This window comes from Paenibacillus agaridevorans (assembly GCF_003112455.1).
Lineage (GTDB): Bacteria > Bacillota > Bacilli > Paenibacillales > Paenibacillaceae > Pristimantibacillus > Pristimantibacillus agaridevorans.
The window spans coordinates 28070-40948 of sequence record NZ_BDQX01000325.1 but is presented as its reverse complement, the minus strand read 5'-3'; the positions used below and the strand labels follow the sequence as shown (position 1 = coordinate 40948).

Genomic DNA, 12879 nt, shown 5'->3' with positions numbered 1-12879 from the left:
ACATATGGAGCGTAGGTTACTCCATTATAGGTTTAAAATTGCAACGGACATAGCGTTCGTTATTTAGCCATTGTACACAGTATCTTGTGTGAAAATGTGCAATTAACGCTGCTGGTGTCCGTTGTGTTTTTTTTGGCCGATTGCTGCGAAAATAGCGTCTGGTGAGTTCGTTCTGTCAGGTGACGGCGAAATTTTTTAGGGGAAACAAGTATATAATTGAGTGATTAAGTACCCGATCTTAGCACATAAGAAGCTTATTAACTCCTATAGGCTAGGATTATTTATTTAAAAATTATAGTGCAAGTGCAACCAGCTCTTTGAACTTTCTACTATATAGTTAAGAGTATATCTAACAGCTAAAATGAGTTGGGGATAAGATTTACAAAAGGAGAATAACCGATGGAAGACCAAGAAATAGTTCACTTATACTTACAGCGTTCACAGCAAGCCCCTTTAGAGACTAAGAATAAATATGGGGCATACTGTAGAGCGATTGCAAGAAGCATACTCTCCAATATTTCGGATGTTGAAGAATGTGAGAACGATACATACCTAGCTGCATGGAATGCAATACCGCCAACTATGCCTAAGAAGTTCTCTGTATTTTTGGGGAGGATCACACGTAATATTGCGCTTGATAAACATGGTTATAATACAGCGAAAAAGCGTAATCGCGAGTTTGAAGTCATTCTAACTGAATTAGAAGGATGTTTAGTTTCCCTAGATACTGTAGAAACAGAGTATGAAGCAGGTGAGATAGCCAACTTAATAAATCAATTTTTATATGCTATAGATAAGCAAGCAAGAAATTTATTTATTAGGAGGTACTGGTACTCAGATTCAATAGCGGATCTTGGTATGAGATTTAATATGAGTAGTAGTAAAGTGAAGTCCATATTATTTCGAACAAGAAATAAACTTAGAGCTCATCTAGATAAAGAGGGAGTTAACCTATGAAAAGAGAAGAGTTGTATAGGGAGATTGGATTAATTGATGAAAACTTAATTGATGCAGCGGGGCAAATTGGAATAAAGAAAAGGAAGAAAATTATTTTTAAAAAGTGGGCTGTTTTGGTTGCATGTCTTGTTCTATACAGTTCAATCGCTACTGTTTTATTAGCAAAAGACTATATTAATAATCAAAATTCAGAACCTTATATACGCTATTTAACAGCTGAAAGCATGGATTTACAGCCCATCACACATTATGATGCGGAAAAATTTCTGAAAGCTTTAAAAAGTGATAATAATGAATATGTTTATATTGCAATCAATCGGCTAGTAGAAAGTTTTAATGATCAAAAGATGAGAGAAAAAGTGTTAAAAGAAATTCAGCCATTTGTGGAAAGTGAAAATAAAAAAATCGCTGATGCGGCTGCTTTCGCCGTAGATATCCTTTCAAAAACTTATGAGAGTCCTTATATTGTTAAGTCAGCGGACGGAAGTATCATATTTACGTTGTTTAACAATTATTCGGATTATGGGAGTCAGAACGTCCTTTGGCGGATAAAGGACAATGTGCTTGAAGAGTTTTTGAATTTTGATACACCATCTATGTATATCACGAAAATTATTCCTTCACCAGATCATAAGTTAATTGCGATTGTAACATGCTCTAATAAAAGTGAATTCGTTCAAATTTATGATGCTGAAGAGAGAATGATAAGTCCTGAATTAGTAGAATCAGCAAGAGTCAAATATGGTGCACAACAAGAATTAGACACATGGATTCGCACAGACCATGAGAATTATAGCTATGTAAATAACATAGTGTGGAGTGACAACGATACTTTAGAGTTTGAGGGTTCTCTGCAATACGAGAATCTTGCGATAATAAAAAATGTTACTGTAGCGTATCAGTTTGATAAAGAGGTTATAGAAGTAAAAGAACTTAATGAGGCTAAATGAAAATCATCAAAATACGACGAATGAAAATGAAAATCCATAAGATATGAGACAGCGACAGTCTAGGACTTTATTATCTAATAACTTTATTTTCAACCGACACATTCGCGTTTGCGGCGCCTCGGAGATTGTCTCGTGAAAGCGGCCGCATGCCACACATGTCCGTACACAATGGACTTACTCTGTAACCCGATTTTTTCGGGTTGCAGAGCCTACGACTCCGAGCGCTGTCAAGCACGTTTCCCCGCGAGCCAATCGCCAGCCCGTGTACGCCGGCGGCTCCATTTTTTTCTCGTGCAGCGGCTCCGGCTCCGGTTTATAATAAAGAAACCTTGAACAATATGGAGGCGGGGCGCCGTGATATCCTTTATTCGCAACCGACTTGGCCGCAGCTTGTCCACGAAGCTCATCCTCCTGCTGCTCATGCTGCTTACCTTCGCGATTGCGATGATCAGCTCGCTTTATTTTTGGCTCTCTTCTGATGTTATTCTGCAAAATGTAAGGGTTTCCACCAAACAATCCGCCAAGCAGTCCGCCGACTACCTGTCGCTTATTCTGACCGTCGGCAGCGACATGGGGCAGCAGATTTTTCGCGACGCGCGGATTCAGGGCGTTATTCAGGAGGAAGCGAAGGGCGGGCTTTCGGTCGACCAGAAGTTCGATCACAAAAACGCCGTTAACGATATTCTCAACAACATCATGTACACAAGTTCGTTCGTGCACAGCATCTACCTGCTCCGGGAGCAGGGCGTCAGCTGGGGCAGCGGACTGTTTAACGCGTCGAAGGTCATGCGGTATACGCTGACGGAGCGGGATTGGTACAACGATATTCTTGGGGGCAGGCAAGACGAGCTGTGGCTGCCGCTCCAATTCGACCCTTTCAGCGGAGGAGGGGAGAATACGAGACTGGTGTTGACATTCGTTAAGCCGCTGCACAACCTCGCCACGCGCGAGCCGGCGGGAGCGATTTTGGTCAACGTCGACGGCCAGCTTATCCTGCAAGCAATCGATCGGATCCGGCTTGGGAAGACGGGCGACTTCTTTGTCGTCGACGGAGCCGGAAAGGTTGTCATCGCTTCGGAGCCGGAGCGCTGGAGCGACACGCTTGAGACAACGGGGTTAGGCGAACGGCTGCCGCGTATCGGGGCTGAGGAGTCGGAGTTCGAGCTGGAGCTGGACGGTGTTCGCCAATATGCGGTGACACGCAAACTAAAGAACGACTGGACTATCGTCGGCATCGTTCCCGTGGGCGAGATGATCGGGGATATCGCGCGCATTCAGCAGCAGATCTGGCTGTTCGCCACCCTTTTGCTGGCGCTGGCCTCCGTAACGGGTTATTTGTTTTCGAAGCGCATTACTTCACCCCTTAAATCATTAATGAGGCAAATGAAAGAGATCGAGCGAAGCAACTTCAAAGCGCTCTCTGCGGTCTCGTCCCAGGACGAAATCGGGCAATTAAGCCGCCGCTTCAACCAGATGGTAGGCCAGATCGAGGCGTTGATCGAGCAGGTAAATGAGGTGGAAGGGAAGAAGCGGGAAGCCGAGATGCGAGCGCTGCGGCATCAGATTAATCCGCATTTTTTATATAACACGCTGGCCACCATCCGCTGGATGATCAAGTTCGGGCGGAAGGAAGGCGCGTATGACGGCATCTCATCGCTGGTCCGGCTAATGGAAGCAAGCATGGAGAAGCAAGGAGTGTTCTATACGATTCGGGATGAGCTGGAGCTGCTGGACAAATATATGGTCATTCAGCGGTTTCGATACGACTTCCGTATCCATCTGGATGTCAGATGCGAGGAAGCGCTGATGGACGTGTCCATTCCGCGGATGCTTTTGCAGCCAATCGTGGAGAATGCGATCTTCCACGGGCTCGCGCCCAAGGAGGACGGCGGGACGGTGACGGTTACCATCGAGCAGACGGCCAATACGCTGGAGCCAGGATTAATTCTACGAATCGAAGACGATGGAGCAGGCATTCCGCCGGACCGTCTGCCGGGCTTGTTGCTGGGCAGGACGGGGGAGGCCAAATCCGGCATGTTCGGGATCGGCCTCAATCACGTGCATGAGACGGTGCAGCTGTATTATGGCGAACGAAGCGGCGTGGAGATCGTCAGTCCGCCGGGCGGCGGGACCATCGTAACGGTCAGGCTGTTCATAAAGGAGGAGATGGCAATTGGTATATAACGCGCTGATCGTGGACGACGAGCCGATGATCCGCTTCGGCCTGGCGTCCTGCGTCGAATGGGAGCAGGAGGGCGTCAGGCTGGCCGGCGAAGCGGCGAACGGAGAAGCGGCGCTGGCGCTCATTCGGTCGGAAGAGATCCATATTCTGATAACGGATATCAAAATGCCGCTCATGGACGGACTGGAACTCATCCGCCTTGCCAAGGAGCTCCGTCCGGAGCTGAAGGTCGTGCTGGTGAGCAGCTACAGCGATTTCGCCTATGCGGTGGAGGCGGTAAAGCTCGGCGTCGTGGTGGACTATTTGCTAAAGCCGACCATGGAACCGGAGGATCTGCTGCGCGTCGTCCGGACTTGCAAGGATCGATTGGCGCGGGACCTTGCCGGCAGCGAGAAGGAGCTGAGACTGCGGGAAGAAGAGGAAAAAAGCAGAAAGAATCGGTTCGAGGAAGAGCTGAAAGCTTTTTTGGGGGGCATCGGCAAGGATTTCGAATGGAAGCCGGAATGGGCAATCGGCCATATCGTGCTGGCCGTCTGGCGACTGGAGTCCGCGGGCGGTGAAGCTTTGCGGCATATCGTCTCGCTTGAGTCTGCGAAGAACAAGCTCAACGAATGGTGTCCCCATGGCCACTCGTTTCTGTCAGGAGAGGGCGAGCTGGTGACGCTGCTTGCGGATCATAACGGGAGCGCTCTCTCGGATATTACGCGTTACCATCGACTGCTCGCGGAGGAGGACGGCATGGGAGAATTCACGGTCGGCGTCAGTCCTGTCGTACACCGATTGCAGTCGGCCCAGGACGCATACGGATGGGCGCGAAAGGCGCTCGGGAACGCCTTTTTTGAGGGGAGGGGGCGGTGTTATCTCGGCCAAATTCCTTCCGGAGGGGAGGAGCGGCGGCAAATTACCGGTCCCGATGCGGGCTTCGAACGGCTGCGGGAGAAGTTCTCGAAGGCTTATGCGTTTTCGGATCAACCCGGCAGCGAGGCGGCGTTGGCGGAGATGGTCGCGTTATGGAAAGCGCGGCGTTATGGCCGCGATGAGATCGTCGCGCACGCCAGAAGCCTGCTTATGATTATGTGGTCGCATCGATTCCGCGTGAAGACGGAGGAGGATATGGGCATGATGATGAGGAGGCTGGGGAGCCTGGAGCAATCGGCCGGGCTGGATTCCCTGATTCGCGCCGTGCGGGAGGAGCTGTCCCGGTTCTGGAAGCCGGACAATCGTCCAACTGTCGCGGTCGACGCCGGCGGCGCGCATGTCATTCAGCTCGCGTTATCCTATATTCAGGAGCATTATCGCAGAGATATATCTTTGCAGGATGTGGCCGATTATGTGCACATGAGCAAAAATTATTTCAGCGAGCAGTTCAAGCAGCGAACCGGCATGAACTTCATCGACTTCGTGATTTCCCTGCGGCTTCACTACGCAAAACATCTGCTGGAGCAAACAAGCATGAAGGTCATTGATGTCGGCGCGGAATCGGGCTTTAACAGTCCCAAGCACTTCCTGAAGCTGTTCAAGCGGGAGCTGAACTGCACGCCGCTGGAATTCCGCGAACAGTGCGAGCAGGGGAGAACCAAGGAGGCGACATGGCCCGGGGAGGATGGTCTAAATGAATGATGACGCACGGACTGCGAGGAAGCCTTCCCGAAGCTGGGCCGTTTATGTGCCCATGATGCTGTTCATACTGGCAACAGTAACGCTGGCCGGATGCATGAGACCTTCGCTTGCGCCGGGGGAGCTCGCGGAGCAGGAGCCTGAGGGCGATACCTCGAGATATGCAGTCGAGCTGGAATACTGGCACACCTATAGCGATCTGGAGCAGGAAGTGTTCCTGGAGAAGGTTCTGCCGTTGTTCGAGAAACAATATCCCCATATTCGGATTAACGCCGTGCGCAAAGACCAAACGGATCAATTCAAGGATACGCTGCTGTTCGCGGTAGCGGACAACAAGCAGCCGGACGTCATGCGCATGGACATCGTATGGGTGCCCGAATTCGCCAAAAAGGAAGCGCTCGAGGAGTTGTCCGGCATGCCGGGCTTCGACGCGATCAAAGATACGTTTATCGGCGTCCTTATTCAGACGAATGTGTACAAAGGGGGCTATTACGGCCTGCCCGTCAACGCCAATACGCGCGCGGCTCTCTACAATAAGAAGCTTCTGGATGCGGTGGGGCTGAGTGCGCCTCCCTCCACGTTCGAGGAACTGGCGGCGGCGGCGGAGCGGCTTCGCGCCGTTCGGTCGGACGCGTACGGCATCGGCGTATGCTGTTCGGGCGGCTGGGGCATGCTGCCTTACTTTTGGTCCCTTGGCGGAGAAATGACAAATCCGGAGTACACCAAGGCAAGCGGCTATCTTAACGGCGAAGCAAGCCGCGCGGCGCTTAACCGAATGAAGGACTGGATGGACCGCGGCATTATGAGCCGCTCCATTTTGGGAGAGGTGCCCGGCACGTGGGACGGCATTCTGAAGGGACAATTGCTCATGATCGACGACGCGCACTGGTTCCATACCGTCAATGCAACGGGGCCGAACAAGGAGCTGCTGGACGATGTAGTTATTGGTTTGTTCCCGGGATTGGAATCGGGATCGGGAGGCATTTCCGTTATCGGCGGGGAGAATCTCGTCATGTTCGAGCAGTCCTCGCATAAGCAGGAGGCATGGGAGTTCATAAGATGGATGACTTCGGAGGAACCGCAGCGGATTATGGCGGAGACGGGTCTAATCCCGACCATACAGGGAATCGAGAATAACGTGACGAATCCGCTGCTGGCGCCTTATCTGGAGCAATTGGGGCAAGCAAGACCGCGGCCTCCCGTCCCGAATTGGACCGCTATCGACGAGGAATTCGCACGAATGGTGGAGCGCGTCCTGGCCGGCGAGATGACGGCGGAAGAGGCTACCGATAGGGCGGCACGGAAAATTGACGAACTGCTGTTGGAGTAGCACGATCTCGCAGACGGTTGCCGCGTCCCCGAGATCGTGCATATATTCTCTATATCATCGCGCAACGGATATCCATTCGTCCCGTCGATCAAGGGCCAAGCGGCCTGCATCGAGCAGCGCCATGACGGCCAGCGTCTGTTCCCGCGGGACTGGAGGTACTCCGCTCTCGAAGAAGAGGAGCATCTGCTTCATCAGTTCGGGGAAGAAACCGGTGCATTCCGGCACGATATAACCCTCCGCCTCTCCTTTGGGCTGAAGCAGGAGCTGGAACGGAGCGTTATTGATTTGGAGGAACGACGCCTGGCGGCCCCCTTCGAACTCGATAAGCAGCTGGCGGCCACCGTTCGGCGCGGACAAACTTTTGACGCGCGTGACGGTGGTGCCGAGAAGCGCGACGATCATCTCCATCTGGTGCACGGCGTAGTTCTCGAAAGCGCCCGGACCGGTCACGGACAGATGGCTGATCGAGTCGGCATTGATTCCGGCGGGCAACGCGACGAGTTGCTCGGAGTAGCGCAGCGCCGAGGTGGAGAATATCGGCGTGCCCCCGGCCGCGGCCATCTCGAACAGCTTTGCAGCAGTAGCCAGGTCGGGCGCGAACGTCTTGTCGATATAGACGGGTTTGCCGGATTGCAGCGCCAGCTCGGACAGGCGGAGATGATGCTCCGGATGGTCAGGAGACAGGACGATCAGGGCGTCCGAGCGTTCCACAAGCTCCGCGAGGCTGCCTGCCCGTTGTACATGGTGAGCGATGCACCAGTCGTCCGTATGGAGTCCGCCGGGCTTGTCCGTATCTGCCCATGCGTACGCGACATCCCAGTCCAGTCCTTGCTCTGCGGCGCTCCCGCGCAGCCAGGCGGGATAGTTGTTGGCATGCCATTCGTCAAGGAAATAGTCGATTAATCCGATTTTTTTGGTCATAGCACGATTTCCTTGCCCTGCTCAGACGAGGCGTACAGCGCATCAATGACCTGAGCGGTCGTCAGCGTATTGTCGATGTTGGCCCTGTTTTTAACGCCGCCAGCGGCAGACGACAGGAAGGCCTCAATCTCCTCGTCGAACGCATCGACCTTGCTGAAGGTCGCAGCCGTCTCCAGCAGCATGCCGCCTCGCGACGTATACAAGGTGAAATCGCCGCCGTACTCCAGCTTGATACCGCCCTTGTCCCCGAGAAATTCCACGTACATCGCCGATTCGGCAATGTTTTGCGCCCAAGCCCCGTTGAAAGTCAAGCTGGGACCGCTTGTGCGGATCATGCCGGCCGCAAAGTCCTCGACATCGTAGGTTCCTTCGTAATTTGGCGGTCCGGCCCACATTGAAGTGAAGGCGTAATTCTCCATCTGCCTGCCGAGTTCGCCGTGTACCGCGCCCGAGACGCTTAGCGCTTTGGTGTCTTCGCCGAGACAATAGAAGATGAGATCGAGAAAATGGATGCCCCAGTCGATCAGCACGCCTCCGCCGGACATGCTTTTGGTCGTAAACGGTCCGCCGAGTCCGGGGATGGAGCGATGCGCCCTGAAGGAGCAATACACATGGTACAGCTTGCCGAGCTCCCCTGCGTCAATGAGCTGTTTGACGTGGTTGACGGCGCTGTTAAAGCGGTTGACGACTCCGATGTTCAGGATATTGCCGGTCCGGTCCGCCGCCTCCTTCATGCGCAAAGCTTCGGCGTACGACAGCGCGGCCGGCTTCTCGCAGAGGACGTGCTTGCCAGCCTCAAGGGCGGCGATGGAGACGGGGGCATGAGTATGGTTTGGCGTACAAACGGAAACGGCCGTCACCTCCGGATCGCTTAGCACATCGTCCAGACTGGCCGTCGCTATCGGGATGCCGAATTGCTCTGCGGCAGCTTGTGCCCGCTCGAGAATCGGGTCAACGATGTATTTGATTTCAGCCTGCTTGCTTCGCGTATAAGCGGGAATATGTCTTGAGGTTGCGATTTGACCGCTGCCGATTACGGCGACTTTCATAGGTTTCATTGGCGCATCAGCTCCTATATGTTTATTCGTCCCTATCATAGCAAGGACGCGAGGAGCTGGATTTGCTTTCATTTGTCGGAATGATTGGTCATTTTTTTAGGTGGGAGGCAATTGCCTGGTATTCCGTGGGGGACATGCCAAAGTGGCGGCGGAACGCTTTGCTGAATGAGTGGATGGACTGGTAGTGCAGATTGGCGGCAATCTCGGTTATCGAATAACGGCTTTGCCTGAGCCAAACAGTCGCTTGCTCGAAGCGCTTTTGATCGTAATATTGTTTGACGCTAAGTCCCGTCTCTTTGGAGAAAATATGGGAAATATGCGCATAGCTGTAACTAAGCTCGTTCGCGAGCGAGGACAGTTCCGTCAGCTCCAGCAGATGCAGATCGATGTAATGGATGACTCTGTAGACGAGGTCCCGCACGGCGTCCGAACTGGCGGTCGGCGCGTAATGGGAAGCCAGGTCCTCGTAGAAGCCCCGGTAAGCCAGCACGATCAGCTGCTTCAGGTACGTTTCGATCATGAGGGGCGAGAAGTCCGACAAGTTCAGAACTTCCTGGAGCAGCCCGGTGAACACGGGGGCCGCAGCCCGGCTTCCGGCGACAACAGGATGTTTGACCTGCTGAAACAGACGCGAGATATGAAGAAACTCGCCGTCGGTCTGCTCCTGACGAAACTCGAAGCCCGCGTAATAATAGCGGAATGGATCCTCCCGATCCGCTATAACGTTATGCCGCTGGCCGGGCACATGTACGATCAAGTCGCCCTCCTGAACGGGATAGCTGGTGTCGTCGGTCGTAAATACGCCTTTACCGGAGACGATATAGCTGATCTCATAGCAATATTGACGATGCTCGCCGACTTCATAGCCTGACGCGCAGCTCAGATCGCCGATTTGATACAGTGTAATGGGTCCGTAATGCTTGGGGTCATGAATGTATTGGTTGTCAAAATGAAATTTGATCTGCTTGTCCGGGGCCGAATTCGGCAGCTTTCGCTTGTCGTTCATCATGGCGTCCTCCGAAATAACTTCAGTGGCGTTGCAAATATTCTCTATGTTGGTCATCGTATCATAGTTTCGGCAAATCTGTCGAAACAGTGCCCAAAGGAACGTTGATCGGGCCCCGGCAGATAGAGGCAATGAGCATAACAAAAGATACCGAATCGGAATAATATGGAATTTTAATAGGATAGCGCTTCCATTATGCTAGAGATAGATTCGTGCGGCAGCCGAACATGGGCATGGGTCTAAATCCATTGTGGAAGGTGGCATGTCATGTGTTAAGGGTAGAGTCTCGCGCAATTGTTTACGTCGTTTTGCTCTCAATGGTCTTTTCGCTGATCGGTATCGCTCTTCCGGGCACGACGCTTGCTTACGTAGGGGCGCTGGGAAATGTAACGGGAGTCTCCGTAGCGGGAGACACGGTTACGCTGACGATCGACAACGGCGCGGAACCGAACGACGACAAGCTCATTATCGACGTGCTCAAGAACGACATCGTAAAGGTGTCGTACCGGCCGAACGATGTATCGCCAAGCCCCGATACGCCTATGATTGATCCGGGCAAAACCTGGAGCGCGGTCGGGGCGACGATTAATACGTCGAGCAACCCCATTACGATCGCGACCTCCGAGATTCGGATCGAAATCGCAAAGACGCCGGCGCGCGTCACGATCAAGAAGGCCGACGGCACGACGCTGCTGTGGGAGCCATCGGGCGGAGGCGTCTTCTACGACGGCGTCCGGTTTATGCGGAACTCCGGCGACAACATCTATGGCATTCGCAGCTACAACGCCAACGAATCGGCTCCTGATTTACTTCGCAACTCCAGCACCCATCCGGCGCACGCCGGCAACCAAGGGGATTCCGGCGGTCCGCTCATGTGGTCGACGGCCGGTTACGGCCTGCTTGTCGACAGCGATGGCGGTTATCCATACTCCGATACGACGGGCAAGCTGGAATTTTATTATGGCGGCACGCCGGATGAAGGACGCCGCTACTTCAAGACCGACGTAGAGTATTACGCCATGGTCGGCTCCCCGGAGGAGATTATGGCCAGCGTCGGCGAAATTACGGGCAAGTCTCCCATGCTGCCCAAGTGGTCGCTTGGCTTTATGAACTTCGAATGGGATACCAACCAGACGGAGATGACCTCGATGATCGATACGTACCGCGCGAAGGACATTCCGCTCGACGCCTATGGACTCGACTACGACTGGAAACAATACGGCGCAAGCAATTACGGCGAGTTTGCCTGGAATACCGCCAACTTCCCGAGCGCCGGCACGACGGCGCTAAAGACGGCGATGGATGCCAAGGGGATCAAGCTGATCGGCATTACGAAGCCGAGAATCGTGACGGAAGACAGCGGCGGCAACCGGACGACGCAATACAACGACGCCAACGCGGCGGGGTATTGGTATCCGGGACATGGCGAATACAACGATTATTTTATCCCCGTGAAGGTGCGAAGCATCGATCCTTACAACGCGGGCATGCGCGCCTGGTACTGGGATCACTCCGAGGACGCCTACGACAAGGGGATCGTGGGCTGGTGGAACGACGAGACGGACAAGATCGCCTCGGGCTCGGCCCAATGGTGGTTCGGCAACTTCTCGACGACCCATCTGTCCCAAGCGATGTACGAGGGGCAGCGCGCTTACACCAACAACCAGGCCCGCGTCTGGCAGACGGCGCGTACGTTTTATCCCGGCGCCCAGCGGTACGCGACGACGCTGTGGTCCGGCGACATCGGAGGACAGTTCGAGATGGGCGAGAAGGTCGGCTGGGCATCCGGCATGAAGGAGCAGCGCACGGTCATGCTCTCGTCGGTAAACATGGGACAGCCGAAGTGGGGCATGGATACGGGAGGCTTTAACCCGAACGACAGCAATCCGAGCCCCGAGCTGTATGCGAGATGGATGCAATTCGCGGCGCTTACGCCGGTGTTCCGCGTCCACGGCAATCTGTACCATCAGCGGCAGCCGTGGTTTTATGGCCCTACGGCGGAGGAAGCGTCGAAGTCGGCGATCAAGCTGCGTTATTCGTTGATCCCGTACATGTACGCCTACGAGCGGGAAGCTTACGAGACGGGCAACGGTCTGGTTCGCCCGCTGTTGTTCGATTATCCAAACGATCCGGCGGTCAGCAACTACGTCGACGGCTGGATGTTCGGCGACTGGCTGCTGGCTGCTCCAGTGGTGGACAAGGGCCAGACGGTCAAGCCGATCTATCTGCCGGCGGGTACGTGGACGGATTATTTTACGGGCAAAACGTATGCGGGCGGTCAAACGATTCAGTACGCGCTAAACGCGGACGACTGGTCGGATATCCCGCTCTTCATCAAAAAAGGCGCCATTATTCCGACGCAAGAGCCCCAGGATTATATCGGCCAAAGCGCGGTTACGACCGTCGATGTCGATGTTTTCCCGGATACGGCCGCAACCAGCTTCACGTATTATGATGACGACGGCGGCAGTTACGATTACGAGAGCGGCGAAATCTTTAAGCAGACGTTGACGGCGCAGGATAATGGCGGCAGCGGGGTCAGCTTCTCGGTAGGCGCCAAAACGGGCACGTTTACGCCGGCTCTGCAAAGCTATATCGTAAAGATCCATGGCAAAGCCGGCACGGGCGTAACTCTTGGCGGGTCCGCGATGACCTCTTACGGCGATCTGGCGGCGCTGCGCGCGGCATCCGGCGAAGGCTGGACGACGGGGCGCGATATCTACGGCGAAGTGACATACGTCAAGGTCGCGGCCGGAAGCGGCTCCGCTAAAAACATCGTCGTCTCGGGCACAGGCACGCCAGCCGCTACGGCCATAAAGCTGGAAGCGGAGCAAGCTTCGTTGTCGGGCGCCACGCCG

General features: G+C 53.9%; 9 protein-coding genes. 6 read left to right on the top strand and 3 right to left on the bottom strand.

The features are described 5' to 3' along the window. The first annotated feature begins 399 nt into the window (after positions 1 to 399). The 5 genes from PAT3040_RS25955 to PAT3040_RS25935 all read left to right on the top strand — a co-directional run bounded on the left by PAT3040_RS25955 (position 400) and on the right by PAT3040_RS25935 (position 7036). Positions 400 to 957: an RNA polymerase sigma factor gene (locus PAT3040_RS25955; RefSeq protein WP_108994963.1), complete on the top strand. Its 558-nt coding sequence runs from the start codon at positions 400 to 402 to the stop codon at positions 955 to 957. After that, positions 954 to 1907: a hypothetical protein gene (locus PAT3040_RS25950; protein WP_108994962.1), complete on the top strand. Its 954-nt coding sequence runs from the start codon at positions 954 to 956 to the stop codon at positions 1905 to 1907. The genes PAT3040_RS25955 and PAT3040_RS25950 overlap by 4 nt, the downstream gene beginning before the upstream one ends. Before the next feature lie 354 nt (positions 1908 to 2261). Continuing rightward, a complete protein-coding gene (locus PAT3040_RS25945; RefSeq protein ID WP_108994961.1) occupies positions 2262 to 4091 on the top strand; it encodes a cache domain-containing sensor histidine kinase in 1830 nt (609 codons plus the stop codon). Beyond that, on the top strand, positions 4081 to 5709 hold the full coding sequence (locus PAT3040_RS25940) for a response regulator (protein WP_108994960.1): 1629 nt from the start codon (positions 4081 to 4083) through the stop codon (positions 5707 to 5709). Before PAT3040_RS25945 ends, PAT3040_RS25940 begins: the two co-directional genes overlap by 11 nt. Then, complete coding sequence (locus tag PAT3040_RS25935; RefSeq protein WP_108994959.1) at positions 5702 to 7036, top strand: extracellular solute-binding protein; 1335 nt, start codon at positions 5702 to 5704, stop codon at positions 7034 to 7036. The genes PAT3040_RS25940 and PAT3040_RS25935 overlap by 8 nt, the downstream gene beginning before the upstream one ends. Positions 7037 to 7090: 54 nt before the next feature. Here the strand turns inward: PAT3040_RS25935 and PAT3040_RS25930 are convergent, their stop codons facing one another. The 3 genes from PAT3040_RS25930 to PAT3040_RS25920 form a co-directional block, all read right to left on the bottom strand. After that, positions 7091 to 7957 carry a Gfo/Idh/MocA family oxidoreductase gene (locus tag PAT3040_RS25930; RefSeq protein WP_108994958.1) on the bottom strand — a complete coding sequence of 289 codons (867 nt, stop codon included), beginning with the start codon at positions 7955 to 7957 and terminating at the stop codon, positions 7091 to 7093. Beyond that, the gene (locus tag PAT3040_RS25925; RefSeq protein WP_087569147.1) at positions 7954 to 9015 is read right to left on the bottom strand and encodes a Gfo/Idh/MocA family protein; all 1062 of its coding nucleotides are present in this window, start codon (positions 9013 to 9015) and stop codon (positions 7954 to 7956) included. Before PAT3040_RS25925 ends, PAT3040_RS25930 begins: the two co-directional genes overlap by 4 nt. An 88-nt stretch (positions 9016 to 9103) precedes the next feature. Beyond that, a complete protein-coding gene (locus PAT3040_RS25920; RefSeq protein ID WP_181376832.1) occupies positions 9104 to 10021 on the bottom strand; it encodes a helix-turn-helix transcriptional regulator in 918 nt (305 codons plus the stop codon). Positions 10022 to 10290: 269 nt separating this feature from the next. On the opposite strand from PAT3040_RS25920, the gene PAT3040_RS25915 reads away from it, so the two are divergent. Next, on the top strand, positions 10291 to 12879 hold a 2589-nt coding region (locus PAT3040_RS25915; RefSeq protein ID WP_219930320.1), incomplete at its 3' end, for a glycoside hydrolase family 31 protein.